The sequence below is a fragment of the Streptomyces sp. NPDC098781 genome, assembly GCF_044759995.1.
GTDB lineage: Bacteria > Actinomycetota > Actinomycetes > Streptomycetales > Streptomycetaceae > Streptomyces.
Map to the genome: position 1 here is coordinate 15,677 of NZ_JBIWAK010000004.1, position 24,002 is coordinate 39,678.

General features: G+C 71.5%; 14 protein-coding genes. 3 read left to right on the plus strand and 11 right to left on the minus strand.

Annotated elements, in window-relative coordinates:
* Positions 1-3: 3 nt before the first annotated feature.
* Together dxr and ACIQWG_RS17000 are read right to left on the minus strand one after the other, a co-directional pair.
* The gene (dxr, locus tag ACIQWG_RS16995) at positions 4-1,260 is read right to left on the minus strand and encodes a 1-deoxy-D-xylulose-5-phosphate reductoisomerase (RefSeq protein WP_404095943.1); all 1,257 of its coding nucleotides are present in this window, start codon (positions 1,258-1,260) and stop codon (positions 4-6) included.
* A gap of 106 nt (positions 1,261-1,366) precedes the next feature.
* Complete coding sequence (locus tag ACIQWG_RS17000; RefSeq protein ID WP_404095946.1) at positions 1,367-3,301, minus strand: acyl-CoA dehydrogenase family protein; 1,935 nt, start codon at positions 3,299-3,301, stop codon at positions 1,367-1,369.
* Positions 3,302-3,652: 351 nt separating this feature from the next.
* Here ACIQWG_RS17000 and ACIQWG_RS17005 point away from each other — a divergent pair, with 351 nt between their 5' ends.
* Positions 3,653-4,669: a LacI family DNA-binding transcriptional regulator gene (locus ACIQWG_RS17005; RefSeq protein WP_404095948.1), complete on the plus strand. Its 1,017-nt coding sequence runs from the start codon at positions 3,653-3,655 to the stop codon at positions 4,667-4,669.
* Between the two features lie 57 nt (positions 4,670-4,726).
* Positions 4,727-6,778: a TIM-barrel domain-containing protein gene (locus ACIQWG_RS17010; protein ID WP_404095950.1), complete on the plus strand. Its 2,052-nt coding sequence runs from the start codon at positions 4,727-4,729 to the stop codon at positions 6,776-6,778.
* A gap of 53 nt (positions 6,779-6,831) precedes the next feature.
* Here the strand turns inward: ACIQWG_RS17010 and ACIQWG_RS17015 are convergent, their stop codons facing one another.
* The 7 genes from ACIQWG_RS17015 to ACIQWG_RS17045 are packed head-to-tail and all read right to left on the minus strand — an operon-like array spanning position 6,832 to position 17,710.
* Positions 6,832-7,548 carry a hypothetical protein gene (locus ACIQWG_RS17015; protein WP_404095951.1) on the minus strand — a complete coding sequence of 239 codons (717 nt, stop codon included), beginning with the start codon at positions 7,546-7,548 and terminating at the stop codon, positions 6,832-6,834.
* 35 nt (positions 7,549-7,583) lie between these two features.
* On the minus strand, positions 7,584-9,794 hold the full coding sequence (locus ACIQWG_RS17020) for a glycosyl hydrolase family 95 catalytic domain-containing protein (RefSeq protein WP_404095953.1): 2,211 nt from the start codon (positions 9,792-9,794) through the stop codon (positions 7,584-7,586).
* A complete protein-coding gene (locus ACIQWG_RS17025) occupies positions 9,791-11,785 on the minus strand; it encodes a beta-galactosidase (RefSeq protein ID WP_404095955.1) in 1,995 nt (664 codons plus the stop codon). The genes ACIQWG_RS17020 and ACIQWG_RS17025 overlap by 4 nt, the downstream gene beginning before the upstream one ends.
* Complete coding sequence (locus ACIQWG_RS17030) at positions 11,785-13,968, minus strand: 1,4-beta-glucanase (RefSeq protein ID WP_404095958.1); 2,184 nt, start codon at positions 13,966-13,968, stop codon at positions 11,785-11,787. The genes ACIQWG_RS17025 and ACIQWG_RS17030 overlap by 1 nt, the downstream gene beginning before the upstream one ends.
* 40 nt (positions 13,969-14,008) lie before the next feature.
* Positions 14,009-14,944: a carbohydrate ABC transporter permease gene (locus tag ACIQWG_RS17035; RefSeq protein WP_404095961.1), complete on the minus strand. Its 936-nt coding sequence runs from the start codon at positions 14,942-14,944 to the stop codon at positions 14,009-14,011.
* Entirely contained in the window at positions 14,941-15,984 is a 1,044-nt protein-coding gene (locus ACIQWG_RS17040; protein ID WP_404095964.1) for an ABC transporter permease, read from the minus strand. The genes ACIQWG_RS17035 and ACIQWG_RS17040 overlap by 4 nt, the downstream gene beginning before the upstream one ends.
* Before the next feature lie 28 nt (positions 15,985-16,012).
* Positions 16,013-17,710 carry an extracellular solute-binding protein gene (locus ACIQWG_RS17045; RefSeq protein ID WP_404095966.1) on the minus strand — a complete coding sequence of 566 codons (1,698 nt, stop codon included), beginning with the start codon at positions 17,708-17,710 and terminating at the stop codon, positions 16,013-16,015.
* Between the two features lie 177 nt (positions 17,711-17,887).
* Between ACIQWG_RS17045 and ACIQWG_RS17050 the strand changes: the two genes are divergently transcribed.
* Entirely contained in the window at positions 17,888-20,719 is a 2,832-nt protein-coding gene (locus tag ACIQWG_RS17050) for a glycoside hydrolase family 3 C-terminal domain-containing protein (RefSeq protein WP_404095968.1), read from the plus strand.
* Positions 20,720-20,816: 97 nt separating this feature from the next.
* On the opposite strand, the gene ACIQWG_RS17055 is transcribed toward ACIQWG_RS17050, so the two are convergent.
* Together ACIQWG_RS17055 and ACIQWG_RS17060 are read right to left on the minus strand one after the other, a co-directional pair.
* Positions 20,817-22,262, minus strand: coding sequence for an aldehyde dehydrogenase family protein (locus tag ACIQWG_RS17055; protein ID WP_404095971.1), 1,446 nt, complete (start codon positions 22,260-22,262; stop codon positions 20,817-20,819).
* 143 nt (positions 22,263-22,405) lie between these two features.
* Positions 22,406-23,998 (minus strand): PucR family transcriptional regulator, encoded by a 1,593-nt coding sequence (locus ACIQWG_RS17060; protein WP_404095973.1) that lies wholly within the window; start codon positions 23,996-23,998, stop codon positions 22,406-22,408.
* Positions 23,999-24,002: the final 4 nt, after the last annotated feature.

Sequence of the window (24,002 nt, forward strand, 5' to 3'; positions counted from 1 at the left end):
TCGTCATGCACGGGCCTCCGCCGTGTGTGCCGCCAGTTCCCGCGCCCGGCTTCGGGCCCAGGTCTCCGCTTCGAGGACGTCCGCGACGGTCAGCGAAGTTCCCGCGCGCGGGGTGCCATGTTCCTCCACCACCCGCGTCACGGTCTCCATGATCCCGTTGAACGGCAGCGCGCCGGCCCGGAAGGCCTCCACGCTCTCCTCGTTGGCGGCATTGAACACCGCGGGCGCCGTGCCCGCGAGCTGCCCGACATGGCGCGCCAGGCCGACCGACGGGAAGGCCTCGTTGTCGAGCGGGAAGAACTCCCAGGTCGACGCCTTGCTCCAGTCGAAGGTCGGTGCGGCGTCGGGGACCCGCTCCGGCCAGCCGAGGCCGATGGCGATCGGCCCGCGCATGTCGGGCGGCGTCGCCTGCGCGATCGTGGATCCGTCGGTGAACTCAACCATCGAGTGAACATACGACTGGGGATGCACGACCACCTCAATGCGGTCGAAGGAAATGTCGTAGAGGAGGTGTGCCTCGATGACCTCCAGGCCCTTGTTGACGAGGGTCGCGGAGTTGATCGTGATCACCGGGCCCATGGCCCAGGTGGGGTGGGCCAGGGCGTCCTCCACGGTCACCCGGGCGAGGTCCGCCTTCGTACGGCCGCGGAACGGGCCACCGGAGGCGGTGACCACCAGCTTGCGTACGTCCGCGCGTGAGCCGGAGGCCAGCGCCTGGAACAGGGCCGCGTGCTCGGAGTCGACCGGGATGATCTGCCCGGGCTTGGCGAGGGCCTTGACCAGCGGGCCGCCGACGATCAGGGACTCCTTGTTGGCGAGCGCGAGGGTGCGGCCCGCCTCCAGGGCGGCGAGGGTGGGGGCGAGTCCGATGGAGCCGGTGATGCCGTTCAGGACGGTGTGGCAGTCGGAGGCGGCGACCTGGGTGGCGGCGTCGGGGCCGGCCAGGATCTCGGGGAGCGGCTCCCCCGTGCCGTACAGCGCCTGGAGCGCTTCACGCAGCGCCGGTACGACGTCCTCGCGGGCGACCGCGACGGTCCGGACCTTCAGCCGGTACGCCTGCTCGGCGAGCAGGGCGACCCGGCCGCCGTTGGCGGACAGGGCGGTGACCCGGAACCGGTCGGGGTTGCGCAGCACGAGGTCGATGGCCTGGGTGCCGATGGAACCGGTGGAGCCGAGGATCACCACGTCCTTGGGGCCGTCGCCCGCCACGGGGTCGTAGACGAGATGCGGGTCGGCGAGGGGGGATGGGCTGTCGCTCATTCCCCCATTGTGGCCGCAAGCGCCGGCCGGGAGGACAGGGCGTCCCCATCCGGCGGGTAACAGGATGGTGAGGGGTGAGCGCGGGCGGTCACCCCTCACCGGGCGGTCACCGGATCGGGCGGTGCACGTTCTCCCGTTCGCTCGGGCCGGGGGTGGCGTCCGCGATCCATACGCCGCCGTCGTCCGAGGGGTCGACGATGCCCGACTCCAGCCACTCGTAGGTGCCCGACATCACGCCCTTGACCACCTTGCGGTCGAGGTCGTCGGTGTTGGACCACAGGCGGCCGAAGAGCTCCTCGATCCGCAGCCGGGACTGGTGGCAGAAGACGTCGGCGAGCTGGTACGCCTCGCGGCCGTGCTCGCCCTGGGCGCGCAGGTGTTCGGCGCGGACGCAGACCGCGCTCATGGCGAACAGTTCGGCGCCGATGTCGACGACCCGGCCGAGGAAGCCCTGCTTGGTCTCCATACGGCCCTGCCAGCGGGACATTCCGTAGAACGTGGAGCGGGCGAGCTTGCGGGCGGTGCGCTCGACGTAGCGGAGGTGCGCGGACAGGTCGACGCCGCGTTTGAACTCACCGAAGGAGTACGGCAGTTGCCCCTGGCCCGCGACCAGCTTGGGCAGCCACTTGGCGTAGAAGACGCCGGCGTTCGCGCCCGCCTTCGCCTTGTCCTGGAGGGACTTGTCGGGGTCGATGAGGTCACCGGCGACCGACAGGTGGGCGTCCACGGCCTCGCGGGCGATCAGCAGGTGCATGATCTCCGTCGAGCCCTCGAAGATGCGGTTGATGCGCAGATCGCGCAGCACCTGCTCGGCGGGGACACCGCGCTCGCCACGGGCCCGGAGCGAGTCGGCCGTCTCGAAGCCGCGGCCGCCGCGGATCTGGACGAGCTCGTCGGCGATCAGCCAGCCCATCTCGGAGGCGAACAGCTTGGCGAGGGCGCCTTCGATACGGATGTCGTTGCGGTCCTCGTCGGCCATCTGCGAGGCGAGGTCGGTGACGGCCTCCAGGGCGAAGGTGGTGGCCGCGATGAAGGAGATCTTGGAGCCGACGGCCTCGTGGTCGGCGAGCGGCTTGCCCCACTGCTCGCGCGCCGCCGACCACTCACGGGCGATCTTCAGGCACCACTTGCCGGCCGCGACGCAGGACGCCGGCAGCGACAGCCGTCCGGTGTTCAGGGTCGTCAGGGCGATCTTCAGGCCGGCGCCCTCGGGGCCGATGCGGTTGGCGGCGGGGACGCGGACCTGGTGGAAGCGGGTGACGCCGTTCTCGATGCCGCGCAGGCCCATGAAGGCGTTGCGGTTCTCGACGGTGATGCCGGGCGAGTTGGTCTCGACGACGAAGGCGGTGATGCCGCCCTTGTGGCCCTCGGACTTCGGCACCCGCGCCATGACGACGAGGAGGTCGGCGACCACGCCGTTGGTGGTCCACAGCTTGACCCCGTCGAGGATGTAGTCGTCCCCGTCGGGCACGGCGGAGGTGGCGAGGCGGGCGGGGTCGGAGCCGACGTCGGGTTCGGTCAGCAGGAAGGCGCTGATGTCGGTGCGGGCGCAGCGCGGCAGGAACAGTTCCTTCTGCTCGGGGGTGCCGAACAGCTTCAGCGGCTGTGGTACGCCGATCGACTGGTGGGCGGAGAGCAGGACGCCGATCGCCGCGCTGGCCGAGCCGGCCAGGGTGAGGGCCTTGTTGTAGTAGACCTGCCCGAGGCCGAGACCGCCGTACTTGGTGTCGATCTTCATGCCGAAGGCGCCGAGCTCCTTGAGCCCGTCGATCACCTCGTCGGGGATGCGGGCCTCGCGCTCGATGAGGGCGCCGTCGACCTTCGTCTCGATGAAGTCGCGCAGTTTGGCGAGGAACTCCTCGCCGCGCTGGGCCGCCTCGTCGGTGGGCATGGGGTGGGGGTGGATGAGGTCGAGGCGGAAGCGGCCGAGGAACAGTTCCTTGGCGAAGCTGGGCTTGCGCCAGTCCTGTTGCCGGGCCTCCTCCGCCACCTGGCGTGCCTCACGCTCAGTGACAGTAGGCTTCGTGGGTGCTGCGGACATGAGGCTCACCTCGCCGCGAATCGGGATCATGGGCCGTTTGGTTACCGACGGGTGCTACCCGATCGTATGTACCCGATTCCGGGCCGCCCCACCACCCTGCGCGCGTCCGTTCAGCCGCCGTTGAGGGATCGGGACCCGGCGTTCGGGCGGGCCGGACGGCCCGGATCCGGCGCCGGACCCGGCCGGCTGGCTTGCGCCGAACGGGTGCTCACGCCGTACGAGAAAAACTGTCGAAGCGCTTCGACAACCTATGGACACCCACGCGCGCCGCAGCTACTGTCGAACCACCCTCACTCCCGCCCATGTTCGCACCGCGCACTGTCGAAGCGCTTCACACAGCCTGGAGAGCGGATGGTCACCCTCGCCGAGGTCGCCCAGCACGCCGGAGTCTCGGCGAGCACGGTGAGCTATGTCCTCAGCGGCAAGCGGTCCATCTCCGCGACCACCCGGCAGCGGGTCGAGCAGAGCATCCGCGAGCTCGGCTACCACCCGAACGCGGGCGCCCGAGCGCTGGCCAGCAGCAGGTCGAACATCATCGCGCTGATGATCCCCCTGCGCACCGACATGTATGTGCCGGTGATGATGGAGATCGCCATCGCGGTGGCCACCACGGCCCGCACCCACGGCTACGACGTCCTGCTGCTCACCGGCGAGGAGGGCCCGGACGCCGTGCGCCGGGTCACCGGCAGCGGGCTGGCGGACGCGATGATCCTGATGGACGTCGAGCTGGACGACGAGCGGCTGCCGCTGCTGCGCGGCTCCCACCAGCCGTCCGTGCTGATCGGGCTGCCCGCCGACACCTCCGGGCTGACCTGTGTCGACCTCGACTTCAAGGCGACCGGCGCGCTGTGCGTGGAGCATCTGGCGACGCTGGGGCACCGTGACATCGCTGTCGTCGGGGAGGCGCCGGCCGTCTACGAGCGGCACACCGGATTCGCCGAGCGCACGCTCGACGGACTGCGGCTGCGGGCCCAGGAGCTGGGGATCCGGCTGCTGCACCGGCCGTGCGAGGGCGGCTACGACGCGATGGCCGTCACCCTCGCCCGGATCCTCGACGAGCGTCCCGGCACCACGGGGTTCGTCGTGCAGAACGAGTCGGCGGTCGAGCCGCTGCTCGCCCTGCTGCGCCAGCAGGGCCGTGCCGTGCCGGAGGACGTGTCGGTGGTCGCGATCTGCCCCGACCAGGTCGCGACGCAGGCCTCGGTGCGGCTGACGTCGGTCTCCATCCCCGCGCAGGAGATGGGCCGGCACGCCGTGGAGCAGCTCGTCGCCAAGCTGGACGGGCGCGGCAGCGAGGAAGTCCTGCTGATCGCGCCCGAGTTGACGGTCCGGGCGAGCACGGGCCCGGCGCCGTCCACCGCCCACTGACCCACGTCGACCTTCGTGCCCTCGCGGGCATCCCCCGCCCTCTTCAGGAGCGCTCCCGTGAACCAGCCTGCCCAGAAACAGTCCCAGCCCGGCACGGTCAGCCTCGCGCAGTCCTCCCCGACCGTCGGCACGTTCCGCGAGCGGGACGGCGCGCTGGAGTGGAGCGGCCGCCAGGAGACCGTGCGTGTCGAGCCGTGGGGCCCGGACGCGGTGCGGGTGCGGGCCCGGCTCGGCGGCCCGGTCCTCGACGGACTGCCCGGCGCGCTGTCGGCGTCGCCCCCGCCCACCGAGTCCGCGGTCAAGATCGAGGACCGCCTGGGGACGCTGACCGTCGGCGCGCTGACCGTCGAGGTCGACGGCGAGGGCCTGGTCCGCTTCCTGCGCACCGAGGACGGCACGGAGGTGCTCGCCGAGGAGCGCGCCCACTTCTGGTGGCCGGGCCCGCGCCTCTACACCGCCGTCGGCAACGGCCACCACCGCCTGGAGCAGCGTTTCGCGGCCTACGACGACGAGCGGCTGTACGGCCTCGGCCAGCACCAGCACGGGCGGTTCGACCAGAAGGGCCTGGTCCTCGACCTGGTCCAGCGCAACGCCGAGGTCGGCATCCCGGTGCTGTCCTCCAGCCGTGGCTACACCCTGCTCTGGAACAACCCGGCGATCGGCCGGGTGGAACTGGCGCACAACGGCACGCGGTGGGTCGCCGACTCGGCCCGCCAGATCGACTACTGGATCACCGCGGGCACCCCGGCCGACGGCCAGCGCCGCTACAGCGCGGTGACGGGCCGTACGCCGATGCTGCCGGAGTGGGCGGCGGGCTTCTGGCAGTGCAAGCTGCGCTACCGCACCCAGGACGAACTCCTCGCCGTGGCGAGGGAGTACAAGCGCCGGGGCCTGCCCGTCTCGGCGATCGTCTGCGACTTCTTCCACTGGACGCACCTCGGCGAGTGGAAGTTCGACCCGGCCGAGTGGCCCGACCCGGCGGCGATGGTCCGCGAACTGGACGAGCTGGGCATCAAGCTGGTCGTGTCCGTGTGGCCGTCGGTGTCACCGCTGAGCGAGAACCACGCCGTGATGGAGCAGCGCGGCTACCTCATCGGCACCCAGTACGGCCCGATGGCGCACGCCGACTGGCCCGACAAGGGGGTGGCGTCGACGGTCCAGGTGGCGTTCTACGACGCCACCCATCCGGACGCCCGCCAGTTCCTGTGGTCGAGGATCAAGCAGAACTACGTCGACCCGTACGGCATCACCGCCTTCTGGCTGGACGCCTGCGAGCCGGAGCTGAAGCCGGGCTTCCCGGAGAACCTGCGCTACTGGGCGGGTCCCGGCCTGGAGGTCGGCAACATCTACCCGGCCGAGAACTCCCGCACCTTCCACGAGGGCCTGCTGGCGTCCGGCGAGAGCGAGATCGTCACCCTCAACCGCTCGGCCTGGGCGGGCAGTCAGCGCTACGGCGCGGCCCTGTGGTCCGGCGACATCGGCGCCGACTTCCCGACCCTGCGCCGCCAGATCGCGGCCGGACTCAACACCGCGCTCTCCGGCATCCCCTGGTGGAACACGGACATCGGCGGCTTCCACGGCGGCGACCCGGACGACGAGGCGTACCGCGAGGTGATGGTGCGCTGGTTCCAGTTCGGTGCGCTGTCCCCGCTGATGCGTCTGCACGGCTTTCGCGACCCGGGCATGCCGCTCGGCCCGGACATGACCGGCGGCCCGAACGAGGTGTGGTCGTACGGCGAGCGGGCCGGCGCGATCCTGGAGAAGTACCTCCGGCTGCGCGAGCGCCTGAAGCCGTACGTCCTGGACGTGATGCGCGAGGCCCACGAGGAGGGGCTGCCGGTGATGCGACCGCTGTTCCTGGAGTTCCCCGGGGACCAGCGGGCCTGGACGGTCGACGACGCCTACCTCTTCGGCCGGGACCTGCTGGTGGCCCCCGTGCTCACGGCGGGCGCGACGGCCCGCACGACGTACCTTCCGGCGGGCGCCACGTGGACGGACGCGTGGACCGGGGAGACGTACCCGGGCGGTACGACGGTGACCGTCGACGCCCCGCTGGACCGCATCCCGCTGTTCCTGCGGGACGGGGCGCGGCTGCCGGTGGCGGAGTAGGAAGGCGGGCCGGGGTCGACTCCGTGTGAGGTGACCCCGGCCCCGAGGAGATGTCAGCTGCTGCTGACGGTCAGGTTGTTGGTGACGAAGTCGAGCCCGCCCGCCGACGAGGTGATCTCGTAGCCGAACTGCACGTCACCGATGGTCTCGCTGCTGGACATCCAGCCCTTGGTGCCCGAGATCCAGGTCAGGATCGGCTTGATGTTCACCGTGCCGGAGCCGGAGTCGGAGGTGCGCAGGAAGGAGAACACCTCGTTCGCCCCGTTGCTGCCCTTGTAGACGGTCCAGGTGTGGCCGCCGAGCGTGACATTGCCCTGCGAGGTGCCGAGCGGCCCGACGGCGCCGTTGTAGTTGACCCAGAGCATGATCTCGTAGTCGTAGTCGGTGTCCCAGATGTCGTACGACGTGTTGTACGCACCGGAGGACGGGACGGTGACGTTGTAGCTGCTGGTGAGCGAGCCGAGGGAGGCGATCGTCTTGTTGATCACCTTCTTGGAGTTGGGGTAGGACTTGATGCCGCCGGTGTTGGGGTGGTCCGCCCAGACTCCCCAGTTGGTACCGGAGTTGGCCCAGACGCACTGGCTTCCGGCGCCGGAGCCCCAGATGTTGTTGTAGAGCGTGTAGCCATTGAGGCTGGTGTTGCCCCACTGGTCGCAGGAGTTCCAGACGGCGGCGGATGCGGGGGCGGAGGCGAGGCCGACGGTGGCGCCGAGGGCCATCGCCGGGGCCAGCAGGGCCGTGGTGATCTTGCGGAGCTTGCTCTTTGCCATGGTGTCCCTTCCATGGGTGGGGGGAGGTGCGGGGGTTACCACGCCCCGATGCTGAGGACGTGGTCTTCTCCGGCGGTGAGGTCGAGCGGCTGTGCGGCGCCGGTGGAAGTCCGGAGTTCGACGCGGACGGTTCGTGACGGCTTCAGAACGGCCCTCGCCCCGCCCGGCGCCCACGTCAGGTCGACCTCCGCGCCGAACCGGGTGCGGATGCCCCGCAGTCGGCCTGCCGGGAGGGACGGTGGCAGCGCGGGCAGCAGGACCAGCCGGTCCGGCGTGGACTGCACCAGCATCTCGATCAGCACGGCGGGCAGGGTGTGCGCGGCGTCCGCGTTGTAGACGTCGCGGTGCGGATAGTGGGAGCTCATCAGGCAGGCGTGGAAGAAGTCACCGCCGAGGACCTGGTCGAGGGCGTGGGCGACCCGGTCGCCGTCCCGGAGGCGGGCCGCGATCAGGGCGTGATGGAGGTGGCCGTGCGCGGAGTCGTTCTCGGCGCCCCGGAGTTCGAGGGCACGGTGGGCCGCCGCCGCGAGGTCGGGGGTGTCGTACGGGGTGATCTCCTCCAGCGGCCAGACGCCGTAGAGGTGGCTGAGGTGGCGGTGGTCGTAGTTGTCCCGCAGTCCGGGCCACGCCCATTCGGACAGGGCGCCGTCCTCGTTGACCCGGTGCGGCGGGAGCCGGTCGGCGAGGGCGCGCAGGCGGTCGGCGTCCTCCGGGTGGTACCGGGCGGCCGTGCGCAGCGCGTGTCCGGCGGCCGAGAGGTCCATGGCGGCGTTGACGGTCCCCCAGCTCGCGTTCGCCGGGCGGTTCTCGGGCGAGTAGGAGGGGACGACGACCAGACGGCCGTCGCCGTCGGTGCGGGTGAGGAAGTCCTCGTAGAAACGTGCCACTTCGGCGAGGGTGGCGGCGGTGCGCGGGTCGTGTTCGCCCCGGGTCTCGTCGTGGTCGACGAGCGGCTTGAGCAGCCAGTCGGCGCCGGCGGTCCACAGGTGAAGGGGGTACGCGCGGCCGAAGTGGTAGAGGTGCCCGGACTCGCCGTCGGTGTGGGCGGGGGCCACGACGCCCCGGGTGCCGAAGATCGCGCGGGCGTTGTCCCGCCAGTCGTCCAACTGGCCCTGGACGAGGGCGGCGTGGGCCTCGGTCACCTCCGGGAGCGCGGCCGCCGCCGCGGACGCGGTCTGGAGGTTGAGGTTGGCGTCGGTGGTGAAGGCACCCGACCAGGCCGTGTTCCAGTCGCCGGTCCACAGGCCCGTGAGGCGGGGCGGCAGCATGCCGGCGGCGGAGAGCAGGTGGTAGCGGCCGGCCGCGAAGAGGCGCTCCAGCAGGGCGGGGCTCTTCGGGCGACGGAGCAACTCCGAGCCGGGAAGGGCCCGTTCGGCCGCGTCGCCGCCGAGGTCGAGTCCCGCCCGGAGGTAGGCCGGGCGGTGCAGGGCGGTGTGCCGGGCGAGGAGGCGGGCGTACGGGTCGTCGCCGGCGCCCTCGGGCAGCAGCGCGCGCAGGGCTCGCGCCTCGGCCAGGACGTCCAGCTCGCCGGTGTGGCGCCGGACGCGCGTGAGGAGCAGCAGGGTGCGGGCGCCCTCGACCCGGATGCCGGGGAGCGAGGTGTGGGTACGGCCGCCGGTGACAAGGGCGAGGGTGACGCCGGTGTAGGCCCGGTCGCTGCCGGGGTAGCGGACGCGGAGGTTGAGGAGGGCGCCCTCGGGGGTGAGCACGGCGCCGTGTCCGACCGCCAAGTCGTGTGGAGCGCCGGGCAGTCGCGGGTCCATGGTGACGTCGGTGGTGAGGCCGGGCCCGGTGACGCGGTGGACGACGACGTCATCGGCACGGGAGACGAAGGCCTCGCCGAGCAGGCCACCGCGCCGGGCGGTGATCACACCCGTGGTGAAGTCGACCTCGCGGCGGTGGACGCCGGGCTCCTCGTGGCGGTCCGGCCGCCGTAGCCGTATTTCGAAGGCGGGATGGAACGGCTGCACCCACTGGAGCTCCCGTCCGTCGGTGAAATCCTCGGCGGCGGTGGTGTCCCCGGCCAGCAACCGGTCCTGGAGGTACGGGAGTTCGGCCGCGAGGAGGGGCGGCCGGGCGTGTTCGCCTCCGTTGGGGCGGACCAGGGTGTGATGGTTGACGATCACCCGGTCGGCGTTCGGGTCGCCGAACATCATGATGCCGTGTCGGCCGTTCCCGCTCAGGAAGGCGTCCTCCCAGCGGGCGGCCGGGGCCGGCTCCCACGTGCCGTGCACGGGTCCGCTCACGACTCGGCCTCCAGTACGGCGACCCCGTACCGCTCCAGCTCGATCCCGTCGGCGACCGTCGTACCGCTCAGCAGATCGCGATGGCGTCCGGGCACCGGCACGGTGACGCCGTCCTGCCCGTGGTTGAGCAGGAACAGCAGGCCGCCGCGCCGTACGGCCTCCACTCCGGCGGGAAGCCCGGCGAGGGTCGGTCGTACACCCGCCTCGGCGGCGATGTCGGCGAGCAGGGTGCGCAGGGCGTGCGGTTCGGGAAGGGTGGAGACGTACCAGGCGCGGCCCCTGCGCAGGACGGCCGGGAGCCCGTCCAGCTCGCCGCCCCGGTAGGGGGTGACGGCGTCGACGTCGTCCGTCGCCTCGATCTCCTCGGACCACAGGGTGCCCCTGAAGCCCTCGACGTGCGCCGTCTCGCCCGCGTCGAGCGGCCACCACTCGTGCAGGACCCGGATGCCGAACAGTTCGCGCAGCCGGGCGTCCATACCGCCCTCGCGCACCCGGTCGTCCTCGTCGGCGATGCCGGTCTGGAAGCCGCAGACGACGGTGCCGCCGCGTTCGACGTGGCGGACGAGGTTGTCGATCGCCGCGTCCGTCATCAGGTAGAGCTGCGGGACGACGACCAGCCTGTACCCGGAGAGGTCGTCCTCGGGGTGGGCGAAGTCGGCGACGGTGTGCGCCTCCCACAGGGCGCGGTGCCAGGCGCGGACGACCTGCGGGTGGTCGGCCTCGGAGGACAGCCGTCCGTCCTGCCGGCTCGCCCACCAGGCGTTCCAGTCCAGGAGTACGGCGACTTCGGGGGCCGCCACCCTCGTGCCCGCCACCTTTTCGCTCAGCAGGGCGAGTTCGGCACCGATCCGCTTGACCTCCTGGAAGGTACGGCCCCGCTCCCCCGCGTGACCGACCATCCCGGAGTGGAACTTCTCCGCCCCCTGCCGGGACTGCCGCCACTGGAAGTAGCAGACGGCGTCGGCGCCGCGGGCCACGGCCTGGAGCGACCAGAGGCGGTTGAGGCCGGCGGGCTTGGGGTGGTTCACTCCGCGCCAGTTGACCGGTCCGGCGGCCTGTTCCATGACCATCCAGGGGCCGCCACGGGCCTGCGAGCGGGTCATGTCATGGACCAGCGCGCCGTACTGCCCGCCGAGCGGGTCGCGGGGGTCGGGGTAGACGTCGACGGACACGACGTCCTCCTGCCCGGCCCACCGCCAGGCGTCCAGCCCCTGCCACAGCGCCATGAAGTTGGTGGTCACCGGGATGTGCGGGCTGTGCCGGGCGACGATGTCCCGCTCGGCGAGGTAGCAGTCCAGCAGCGCGTCCGACGTGAACCGCTGGAAGTCCAGGACCTGCGTCGGGTTCTTCATGTAGTGCGCCCGGCGCGGCGGCAGCACCTCGGCCCAGTCGCCGTATCCCTGGCTCCAGAAGGCGGTCCCCCAGGCCTGGTTGAGGGCGTCGAGCGTGCCGTACCTGTCCCGGAGCCAGCCCCGGAAGGCGACCTCGGCCTCGTCGCCCCAGTCGTAGGTGCAGTACTCGTTGTTGATGTGCCACATGCGCAGGGCGGGGTGGCCGCCGTAGCGGGCGGCGAGGTCCTCGGTGATGGCGGCGGCGTAGCGGCGGTAGGTGGCGCTGGAGTGGGAGAAGTGCTGGCGCGAGCCCCACCACTCGGTGCGGCCGTCCTCGTCGCGCGGGAGTGTCTCCGGGTGGAGCCGGCCCATCCAGGGGGGTGGAGAGGAGGTGGGGGTGGCGAGGACGACGCCGATGCCGCCGGCGTCCATCAGGTCCATCAGCCGGTCCAGCCAGCCGAACTCCCGCGCCCCTGGGCGGGGTTCGAGTTTCGCCCAGGAGAAGACACCGAGGGTGACCGAGTTGACCCCGGCCTCCTTCATCAGCCGGACGTCCTCGTGCCAGGTCTCCTCGGGCCACTGCTCGGGGTTGTGGTCGCCGCCGAAGAGCAGACGGCCGCGGGTGGCGTCGCTCAGGGCGGGCCCTTCTCGGTCCGGCATCAGGCGGGCTCCCCGTACTGCACTCCCCGCCCGTTGGTGGCGAGGTACACCCGGCCGTGGATGCGCGGATCACCGGTGACGGCCGCGCCGGTCCAGCCCCACTGGTGGCGGTCGTCGTTGATCCGTACCCAGGTCCTCGCCTCGTCGTCGGAGCGGTACACGGCGGTGCTGCTCTCGGTGGCCCCCACCATGTAGACGGCCGGGTAGGAGGCGCCCGGCGCCGGCTTGCCGAAGCCGAGGGTGTACGAGGCCCAGCAGCTGCCGACCTTGGTGAAGGTCGCGCCGCCGTCGGTGGAGCGGTACAGCCCGTTCCACTTGAGGCTGAGCCAGAGGTCGCCGCGGCGGCCGGGCGCTATGGCCAGCTGGAACTCCTTGTCCCCGGAGTTCAGCCCGGTGGCCCGTGCGGCGAAGGTCAGACCGCCGTCCGTGGCGGCGTGCAGCGTGCCGGTGGCGGTGTCGAAGGCGTAGAAGGTGCCCGGGTCGACGGGGTCCGCGACCGGGGTGGCCCCCTTGGGGAAGGAGGTGACCTCGGACCAGGTGGCGCCGTTGTCGGCGGAACGCTGCGCCGGGTAAGGGGTGCCGTCCCAGTGCACGAAGGACCACAGCAGCACGCTGCCGTCGGCGCTGGTGGCGATCGGCCCCGGCGCGTCCTTCGCGAGGGCGGGCTGGGCCGTGAAGGGCGCCCAGGTCCGGCCGCCGTCGTTGGAGTGGGCGCCGTTGCCGTGGTCGCCCCAGCCGGTGCGGACGACGTACGACGGCCTGGCCGCGGCCTGCGCGAGTCCGGTGGACGTGCCGAACACCGGGTTGGCGGCCATGCCGCTGGGCGGGGACGCGGTGAGCGACTCGTGGTACATCACGCCGATGTCCCCGTTGCCGCTGATCAGGTGCGCCTTCCCGGTCGGCGGCGAGATCAGCTGACGCACGGACGTCTCCTCCAGGCCACGGATCCGCGGGGCCCAGTGCTTCAGGTCGCGGGTGCCGTAGAGGGTCGCGCCGGTGCCGTACACGAGGTGCTTCGAGTCGTACGGGTCGAGGGCGACCGCCTGGATCCACCAGCCGAACTTGGGCTGTTCCTCGCCCCACTTGAGGTAGGGGGTCTCGGAGACGTCGAGGACGGCCGTGTCCTTCAGGGACGTCCAGGTGCGGCCGCCGTCGGTGGTCCGGTACAGGGTGTCCATGGCGGCCCACCGGTTGTTGGTGGAGACGACCACGGTGCCTGGGCGGCGGGCGTCGACGGCGGCACCGCCGTAGCCGAAGGTGTCGGTGCCGCCCGGCTTCACCGGCGTGACCTCGGTCCACTGCCCGTCCGTCGTGCGCAGCTTGTGCACGCTGCCGGCGGACTGGCCGTTGGGTCCGGGCGCGTCGGCGTACGTCACATACAGCTCGCGGGTGTGGCGGTCGTACGCGGCGCGGATCGGGACCTTGGCGGCGGCGCCGGTGGGCAGGCCGGGGACGGGCTCCCAGGTCGTGCCGTCGGAGGTGCGGTACAGGGTGGGCTCGTCGGCCGTGCCGTCGGAGTCGCCCCAGCCGGCGTAGACGGTACGGCCCGCTGCGACCAGGAAGGTGATGCCCTGACCGGTGGCGCCGGGGGCGGCCGGGAAGTCCGCCGACTGCCAAGTGGCGCCCCGGTCGGCCGACTTGAGCAGTCCGTCGTGCCGGGTGCCGAGCCACAGGGTGTCACTGTCCCGTGGATCCACCAGCAGCCGCTCCCCCGCGCCCCGGCCGTCCTCGTTGGCCCCGAGCTTGACGGTGAGGTCGGTGCGCCGCCAGGTGGACCCGCGGTCGTCGGAGCGCAGCACCGCCCCGTTGCCGGCCCAGGACTGGGCGTAGGTGCCGAGGGCGAGGTACAGCCGGTCGGGGTGCGCGGGGTCGACGGCCATGGCCTCGACGCCGAGCAGGTTCCAGTCGTCCCAGTCGATGTGGTCGGTGAGCGCGATCCACCGGTCGGTCCGGTCGTCCCAGCGGTAGGCGCCACCGATGTCGGTGCGGGCGTAGGCGAGGCCGCGGACGGAGGGGTGGAAGAGGACACCGGTGACGAAGCCGGTGCCGCCGATCACGGCGTTGCGCCAGCGGTAGCCGGTGGCGGCCTGAGCGACGCCGGGTGCGAACGGGACGGCGGTGAGCGCGGCGGCGGCCGCCGTCGCCGCGAGGACGGTTCTTCTGCTGGGCCGGGACGTGCGCATGGCAAACCTCGCTCCTGCGGAGGGGAACAGCGGACAACGGTCAGCCCTTGACGGCCCCGGTGAGCATGCCCTTCTTGAAATGCTTCTGGACGAAGGGAGACAGCACGGCGACGGGCAGCAGCGCCATCACCATCACGGCCATCTGGACGGCCAGCCCGGACAGTTGCCCGGTCTTGATGGCCTGTGCCATCCCCACCGGCGCCTCCTGCTTCTGCACCAGCTGGATCATGACGTTCTGAAGCGGCATCATGTCCTGGTCGTTGAGGTACAGCGAGGCGTTGAACCACGCGCTCCAGTACCCGACGGCGTAGAACAGCGTGATCACGGCGATGACGGCCCGGGACAACGGCATGACGATCTGCCGGAGAATCCTGAATTCCCCCGCGCCGTCGATCCGTGCGCTGTCGATGAGTTCCTGCGAGATCCCCATGAAGAACCCGCGCAGCACCAGGATGTTGAAGACGCTGATCGCGCTCGGCAGGATCAGGGCGAGATAGCTGTCCGTCAGCCCGAGCGTCTGTACCAGCAGATACGTCGGAATCAGGCCGGCGCTGAAGAACATGGTGGCCAGCAGCAGCATCAGGATCCAGCGGTGCCCCAGCGACCCGGTCCGCGACAGTCCGTACGCGCAGAGCACGGACACGGCCATCGAGAACAGCGTGCCGACGAGGGTGACGAGGACGCTGATGATCGCGGCCCGGGTCACCTGCCCTCCGCTGAGCAGTTCCCGGTAGGCGATGAAGGTGATGTCCTTCGGCACCATCACCAGCCCGCCCGCCTCGTCGATCGTCTTCCGGGAGGAAAGGCTGGTGACCACCACGATCCACAGCGGGAAGAGGATCCCGAGGCAGGCCAGCGTCAGGGCGACGCCCTTGCCCGCGAGGCCGGCCCTGGAGGGCTCCTCCTCCCAGCTGGGCCGGGGCGGCGCGGCCCAACGGCCCGGCGGGCGCGCGGTCTTGTCGATCACGGCGGTCACTTCTTGTACACCCCCTGCTCGCCCATCAGATGGGCCACCTTGTTCGCGGCGAGGACCAGTCCGAGGCTGACCACGCCCTTGACCAGGCCGGCGGCGGCCGCGTAGCCGAAGTCCTGGTTGCGCACGCCGTTCCACCACACGAAGGTGTCGAGGACCTCCGCGGCGCCCGGCCCCACCATGTCCCGTTGCAGCAGGATCTGTTCGAAGCCGACGGTGAGGGCGTCACCGACGCGCAGCACCAGCAGCAGGGCGATCACCGGACGCAGTGCGGGCAGCGTGACGTGCCACATGCGGCGCCACCGGCCGGCGCCGTCCATCGCGGCGGCCTCGTAGAGGTCGGGCGGCACCGAGGCGAGCGCGGCGAGGAAGACGATGATCCCCCAGCCGGCGTCCTTCCACACGCTCTGCGCGGTGATCAGCAGCGGGAAGGTGTCCGGGTCGGTCATGAAGTCGAGGCCGTCGTACCCGTGTTGGCGCAGCAGCTGGGAGAAGATCCCGGCGCCGCCGAACAGCTGCTGGAAGACGGCGATGACCAGCACCCAGGAGAAGAAGTGCGGCAGATAGAGGATCGCTTGGGAGACCGCCCGCACCCTCGGCCTGACCACGCTGTTGATGAGCAGGGCGAGCAGGATCGGGATCGGGAAGAACAGCACGAGCTGGAGGAGGAAGAGGATCAGGGTGTTCTGTACGGCGTTCCAGAAGGCCGAGTCGTCGAAGATCCGCTGGAAGTTCTCCATGCCCACGAAGGGGCTGTTCAGGATGGAGACGACGCCGTTGTCGCTGATGTAGGGGTCGTAGTCCTGGAAGGCGACGACGTTGCCGAGGATCGGTAGGTAGTTGAAGAGCAGGACCAGCACGACGGCCGGCAGGGTCATCAGCAGAAGCAGCCGGTCACGTCTGAACCGGACCTTGAGGCTCAGTCGCCCGGAGGGACGCTTCCCGGGGGAACCGGTGGCGCCGCCGGACGCCACCGGGGTCCGCTCCCGCAGGGTCTTCCGCTTCGCCTCGGCCCTGCTCCGAGGCACCGTGCTATGGGACACGGCCTTCTCCTTGCCTTCGGGGCCCGGATCAGCCGGCCGCGCTGCCGTTCTCGTCGAGGATCTTCCGGTACCAGTCGCGCAGCTTGTCGCCGCCCTTGCTCTTCCAGTCGGAGACGGCCTGCTGCATGTCGCCGATCTTCTTGCGGCCGCGGACGATGTCGTCCTCCAGCTGCTCGAAGTCGTTGGAGAGGTTGGTGTAGCGGGCGGGCTCGGTGATCTGCATGCCCCAGAAGGACGACTTCCTGGTGCGGGCGCCCATCCGCTGCTGCCACTCGACCTGAGCCCTGGCGACGTCCGGGAAGTCCGGGTGGGCGAGGGTGGAGGCGGGGCTCGCGACCATGACGTAGGCGTTGAGGACCTCGTTGTTGCCCTGGTCGGTCTTGACCGGGACGCCGTCCTTGAGGGTGTAGTGGGTGCCCTCGACGCCGTAGTTGGTGAGCATGTACTCCTTGGTGCCGTACGGCGCCGCGGTCACGTTGGCGACGGCCAGCGCGTCGCGTATCACGGCGTCGGAGGCGTTCTTGTTGATGAACGCGAAGATGCCGGCGGGCTGCGCGGCCCAGGGGCTCGGCTCGCTGCCGCCGGCGCCGAAGATGTCCATGCCCGAGACCTTGAAGTCCGGGTTCTGGGTGGCCTGGGAGGCGGTCAGGCCGTACCAGCTGGAGATGTCGTTGTTGTAGATCAGGAACTCGCCGGCCGCGAACTTGGTCTGCGGGTCGGTGGCCTGGCTCTTGCCCAGCTCGAAGTCGGGGTGGACGACCCCGGCGGCGAACAGCTTGCGGGTCCATTCCAGCGCTTCGAGGTACTCGTCGGTCTCGATGCGGTAGACCAGCTTGCCGTCCACGAGGTGCCAGCCGAGCGGCTTCTCCGAACCGGACAGCACGCCGAAGGAGTTGAACGCGCTCCACTTCATGTCGCCGCAGGCCCACACCTTGGCCTTGGCGTTGGTGATGTCCTTCGCCAGCGCCAGGAACTCGTCGGTGGAGGCGGGGACTTCGTACCCCTCCTTCTCGAAGACGTCCTGGCGGTAGAGGGGCACGATGTTGGTGACGTACGAGGAGGGCATCGGCAGTCCGCGCAGGGCGCCGCCGAAGAGGGAGCGCTGCCAGGCGTCGGTGGGGATCGCCGCGAGGTTGGGGTACTCCTTGACCTTGTCCCCGGACAGGTGCGGGCCCAGGTCGGCGAACTTGCTGATGATGGCGCTGGGTATTTTGCCGCCCATGTTCCAGCCGGGGATCACCACGACGTCCGGGACGTCGCTGGAGGCGAGGACCGCGCCGAGCTTCTGGTCGTAGGTGTTGCCGTCCTGGTTCTGCCACCGGACGTCGACGCCGATCAGGTCGTTCATCGCCGTGTAGTAGGGGTTGCCGCCCTTCGGCGGCGAGCCCCAGAACGGGGACATGACGGTGACCTTGCCGCCCTTGCCGAGCTTCTCGGGAACCGAGGTCTTCAGGTCCGCCAGGTCGAGCTTGCCGGTGAAGCCGTTCGAGGAGCCGTTGCGGGACGGGATGTCGGGCGTGACGACATTGCCGGCCACGTACGTCGGCAGGATCTTCTTCGCGTCCTTGCCCGACGTGGTTCCCTCCCGCGAACCGCTGTCCGAGCCGCCGCACGCGGCGAGCAGCGGCATCCCGCCGGCCACCGCCGCGGTGGCGACCGCCGTGGAGGCGAGGAAGCTTCTCCGGCTGGGTCCGGAGGTGGCGGAGGAGGCGGCTTTCGGCGTCATTGCGTCAACCCCACTGTCGAAGCGCTTCGATGTTGCAGCGAGGTTAAGTGAACGCCCATGGGCGCACAAGGGTCGATTCCAAGATTCCTTCAGGTGTCTTGACACTCGCGCTACGGTCGAAAGAGCATCGAAGCGCTTCGAAAGTACCGAGCCGCTCCATCGCAAGGGGACCCCACCGTGACCGAACCCACGCCGTTCACGCCGCCTTTCCGCGATCCGCAGCTGCCGTTCGCGAAGCGCATCGACGACCTTCTGGCGCGGCTCACCCTCGACGAGAGGATCGGATTCCTGCACCAGTTCGGACCGGCCGTCGAGCGCCTCGGCATCGCCGCCTTCCGGACCGGCCAGGAGGCGCTCCACGGCGTCGCCTGGATGGGCCCCGCCACCGTCTTCCCGCAGGCGGTCGGCCTCGGCGCGACCTGGAACCCCGATCTCGTACGCCGGGTCGGCGAGGCGGTGTCCAAGGAGGCCCGGGCGATGCGGGCCCGCGACGACCGCGTCGGCCTCAACGTCTGGTCCCCCACCGTCAACCTGCTGCGCCACCCCCTGTGGGGCCGGGGCGAGGAGGGCTACTCCGAGGACCCGAAGCTCACCTCGGCCATCGCCACCGCGTACACCCGTGGCCTGCGCGGCGACCACCCCACTTACTGGCGCACCGCGCCCGTGCTCAAGCACTGGCTGGCCCACAACAACGAGACGGACCGCGATGTCACGTCCTCCTCGGTCCGCCCGCGCGTCCTCAACGAGTACGACCTGCGGGCCTTCCGCGAAACGGTCGAGGCGGGCGCGACGGCCGGGGTGATGCCGGCGTACAACCTGGTCAACGGCCGCCCCAACCACGTCTCGCCATATCTGCGCGAGCACCTGCGCACCTGGACCGACGAGGACCTCCTCGTCTGCTCGGACGCCGGCGCGCCCTCCAACCTGGTCGACTCCGAGCACTACTTCGACACCCACGAGGAGGCGACGGCCGCCGCGCTGCTGGCCGGCGTCGACAGCTTCACCGACCACGGCACCGACAGCTCGAAGATCACCGCCCGGGTGCGCGGCGCCCTCGACCGGGGGCTGCTGACCGAGTCGGACATCGACACGGCGGTACGGCGTCAGCTCTCGGTCCGCTTCCGGCTCGGCGAGTTCGACCCGGAGCACGATCCGCACGCGCTCACCGGCGAGTTCGACACCCCGGCCCACCGCGCCCTCGCCCAGGAGGCCGCCGAGCAGGCGGTCGTGCTGCTCAAGAACGGCGCGGACCTGCTGCCGCTCGCCCCGGACACCCGGCTCGCGGTGGTCGGCCTGCTCGCGGACGAGTGCAAGCTCGACTGGTACAGCGGCACGCTCCTGCACCGCTCGACCCCGCTGGAGGGCCTGTACGAGCGCTTCGGCGCGGAGCGCGTGGAGTTCGCCGAGGGCGTCGACCGGGTCCGCCTCAGGACCTCGACCGGCGCCTTCCTGTACGTCCCCGAGGCGGACGCCGCCGACGAGGTGCGCGGTGCGCGGGGCGCCCTCGACCCGGCGCTGCTGACCGGCCGTACGGACCTGCCCCCGCTGGCGGCCGGCCCTGACGGCACCGAACTCGCGCTGGCCGACTGGGGCGAGGGCGTGCTGACCCTGCGCGCCCCCGACGGCCGCTATCTCTCCGTCGCCGAGGACGGATACGTCCGCGCGTCCGCCGACCAGCCCGGCGGCTGGGTCGTGCGGGAGACATTCCGCCTGGAACCGCACGGGAACGGGCACCTCCTGAGGCACATCGGTACGGATCGCCACGTCTCAGTGGCCGCCGACGGCGTCCGGGTTGCCGAAGCGAACCCGGAGATCTTCGAGATCGTCGTCGTCGAGCGCGGCGAGGACGCGGTGACCAGGGTGGCCGCACAGGCGGACGCGGTCCTCGTCGTCGCGGGCAACGACCCGCACATCAACGGCCGCGAGACCGAGGACCGTACGACACTCGCCCTCCCCGCCCACCAGGAACGCCTGCTGCGGGCCGCCCGCGCGGCCAACCCGGACACCGTGCTGGCGCTGGTCTGCGCGTATCCGTACGCCGTCGACCACACCTCGCTCCCGGCGATGCTGTGGACGTCCCACGGCGGCCAGGCGGCCGGCACCGCGCTGGCCCGGATCCTGGCCGGCGACGTCTCCCCCGCCGGACGCCTCCCGCAGACCTGGTACGCCGCCGACGCCGACCTGCCCGACCTCCTCGACTACGACGTGATCGGCGGGCGCCAGACCTACCTGTACTTCGAGGGAACCCCGCTGTTCCCGTTCGGCCACGGCCTGTCGTACGCCACGTTCTCCTACGCCGACCTGGACACCGCTACGACGGATGAGGCGCTGCGCGTGTCCTTCACGGTCACCAACACCGGTGACGTGCCGGCCGACGAGGTGGCCCAGGTCTACTCGCGCGCGGTGGACCCCGCGGTGCCGCGCCCGCGCCGCGAGCTGCTGGCGCACAGCCGGGTGCGCCTGGCCCCCGGCGAGCGGCGGGAGCTGACCTTCGAGGTCCCCTGGTCCGCCTTCGACTTCTGGGACGTGTCGCGCCCCGGATGGCGCCGCGAGCCCGGCGCCCACGAGATCCTGGCCGGCGCCTCCAGCGAGGACGTCCGGCTGCGTACGACGGTGATCCTGGACGGCGAGGCCGCCGCCCCGCGCCCCGTCCGCCGACGGGGCCTGCCCGCGGCCGACTTCGACGAGCAGCGCGGCGTGGCGATCGTGGACCGCACGAAGACGTCGGGCGACGCGGTGACGGCCGTACCGGGCGGTGCGGGTCAACTGGTCTACCGGGCCTGCGACTTCGGTGACGGCGTCGGGGAGGTGTCGGTGACGGTGGCGGGCGAGGGCACCGTCGAGGTGTCACTGGACGGCGGCCCGGCCCTGGCCGTTCTGACCTCGGAGGCGTCGGGGCCGTACGACTACTCGACGCTCACCGCCGGGATCGCCGCCGAGGGCATCCGCGACGTGCGCCTCGAACTGCGCGGCCCGCTGCGGCTCGCGCATGTCGGCTTCTCCGGTTGAGGGTCCGGAACAGGCCGGCACAAGGAAGGGGCCCGGCACCGGAAGGCATCGGTGCCGGGCCCCTGCGGGGACCTTACATGAAAATGGTTCCCATGAGCTAGAGCTCCAGCCCGGTCAGGACCATCACCCGCTCGTAGGTGTAGTCGTCCATCGCGAACTTCACGCCCTCGCGGCCCACACCGGACTGCTTGGCGCCGCCGTACGGCATCTGGTCGGCCCGGTAGGACGGCACGTCGCCGATGACCACGCCGCCGACCTCCAGGGCCCGGTGGGCACGGAAGGCGGTCTGGAGGTCGTGGGTGAACACACCTGCCTGGAGGCCGTACTTGGAGTCGTTGGCGGCGGCGAAGGCGGCGGCCTCCCCGTCGACCTTCTGCACGGTGAGGACCGGTCCGAAGACCTCCTCGCAGGCGATCGTGACGTCGGCCGGTACGTCGGTGAGGACGGTCGGCGCGTAGGAGGCGCCGTCGCGCTTGCCACCGGTGAGCAGGGTGGCGCCGGCGGCGACGGCCTCGTCGACCCACGTCTCCACGCGCTGGGCGGCGTCCTCGCTGACCAGCGGGCCTACGTCGGTGGCGTCGTCGCCCGGGTCACCGGTGACCTGGGCCTCGACGGCGGCGACGATGCGCGGCACGAGCCGGTCGTACACGGAGGCGTCCGCGATCACCCGCTGCACGGAGATGCAGGACTGGCCGCCCTGGTAGTTGGAGAAGGTGGCGATGCGGCCGGCGGCCCGGTCGAGGTCCTCGTCGGAGGCGAAGTCGGCGAGCACGATCGCCGCGCCGTTGCCGCCGAGCTCCAAGGTGCAGTGCTTGCGCGGCACCGAGTCCATGATCGCGTAGCCGACCTTCTCGGAACCCGTGAAGGAGATGACCGGCAGACGCTCGTCCTGGACCAGGGCGGGCATCTTGTCGTTCGGCACCGGCAGGATGCTCCAGGAGCCCGCCGGCAGCTCGGTCTCGGCGAGCAGGTCACCGATGATCAGGCCGGACAGCGGGGTGGCCGGAGCGGGCTTCAGGATGATCGGCACACCGGCGGCGATGGCCGGGGCGATCTTGTGGGCGCACAGGTTCAACGGGAAGTTGAAGGGCGCGATGCCGAGGACGACACCCTTGGGGAAGCGGCGGGTGAAGGCGAGCCGCCCCTGGCCACCGAGGTCGGTGTCGAGCCGCTGGGCCTCGCCGCCGTTGAAGCGCCGGGCCTCCTCGGCCGCGAACCGGAACACGGACACGGCACGGCCGACCTCGCCGCGGGCCCACTTCATGGGCTTGCCGTTCTCGGCGGAGATCAACCGGGCGATCTCCTCGGTCCGCTCGACCAGCCGCCGGCTGACGTGGTCGAGGGCGGCGGCCCGCACATGGGCCGGCGTGGCGGCGAACTCGTCGCGGACGGCGTACGCGGCGGCCACGGCCTCCTCGGTCTGGGCGTCCGTCGGCACACTGACCTTGCCGACGACGCGCCCGTCCCACGGGGAGGTCACATCGAAGCTGTCCTCGCCGCTGACCTGGCGGCCGGCGAGCCAGAAGGCGTGGGTGGAAGTCATATGGATTCCCGGCCCTTCCGCGTTGGGGATGTCCTGGTGGTGTCGGGGTCCACGGTAGGGGCGCGGAGGCGAAGGAGGATTTGTCCGGGGTGTAGTGATGGGAGAACGGGGTTCGACGCTTTGGCGCAGCGGTGGGTGGGTGTCTACTCCGCCGACGTCGCCTTCAGCGCCAGCCAGAGCTCCATCCGCACATCCGCGTCGTCCAGGGACCGCCCGAGGATCTCCTCCACCCGCCGCATCCGGTACCGCAGGGTGTGCCGGTGCACGCCGAGGTCCGCGGCGGCCGCGTCCCACTGCCCGTGCCGTGACAGCCAGGCCCGCAGCGAGGCCACCAGATCGCCGCGCCCCGTCGCGTCGTGCTCGTGCAGCGCCCGCAGCATCCCGTCCGCGAACGCCTTCACCGCGTCGTCGGCGAGCAGCGGCAGCACCGACCCGGCCGCCACCTGCTCGTGCTCCACGAACACCCGACCGCGCCGCCGGGCCACCGACAGCGCCTGCTCGGCCTGCTTGTACGCCGACGCGGCGGCGATGGGCCCGGCCGGCGCCGACAGCCCGACGACCAGCTCGGCCTCGTCGAGGCCGCCGGGCTGCTCCGGTACGCCGCCCGCCCGCGCCGCCTCCAGCGCCGCCGTGTACTCCGCGCACGCCGAGACCGCCGCGCCCCCGTCCGCCGCGAGCACCACCAGCCGGGCCGTCTCGCTCTCCCCCTCCGGCACCACCAGCACCGCCTCCCCGCCGCGGGCCGCCGCGGACTCGACGACCTCGGTGAGCGCGCCCAGGGGATCGCCGCCGGCGTCGGAGACGGCGACGATCACCCGGAAGGGGGTGTCGAGCAGATCGCCGTACAGATTCCCCGCCACGGTCCTGGCGTGGTCCGGCTCCCCGGCGAGCAGCATCCGCAGCACCGCCGTCCCGACCCGCTGCTCGGCCGCCTGGAGCGAGCGCGAGCGCTCGGTGGTCAGGGTGAGCAGGGCGATCGCCGAGTGCACGGCGTACCGCTCGGCCGTGCCCAGCGCGGCGGCGGTGCCGACCGCCAGGGCCGCGCGCGGCCGGCGCCCGGTGCCCAGGGTGTGCAGTTCGACCCGGTCCTCGTTCTCCGGGCCGCCCACCACGGAGGACGCCGGCGCGGCCCGCTCCCGCAGCCGCTCCACGTCCGCGGTGATCCGTGCCGCCCGCCGTCCGGCCCAGTCGGGTGCGGTCGCGACGACGGCGCCGGACGCGTCGTACAGCGCCGCCCAGCCGTCCACCTGCGAGGCCAGCGCGGCCAGCAGCCCCTCCGGTCCGTCGGTCAACGCCTGCTTGGTCAGCTCCCGTTGGGCCGCGAACCCAGCCGTGACCGCCCGGTACTGGTCCGCCGCGATGGCCGCGGACACGGCCTTGCTGATGGCGAGGAACGGCGTCCGGCGCGGCACCTCCAGCAACGGCAGATCCTCTTCCACGGCCGCGTCGACCAGCGCCTCGGGAATGTCCTCGTAATTGACGCCGACCGCGAAGCCGAGCCCGACCACGCCCGCGCCCACCAGGCGCCGCACATAGCGCCGCATCGCCTCGGGGTTCTCCGCGTCCAGCTTGAGCGCGGTGATCAGCAGCAGCTCCCCGCCCTCCATATAGGGCACGGGGTCGGTGAGCTCACTGGCATGCGCCCAGCGCACCGGCACGTCGAGGTGGTCCTCGCCCGCCCGCACGGTCAGTTTCAGCGCGGAGTGGTGGACGAGCGAGGAGAGCGTGGGGGGCATAGGG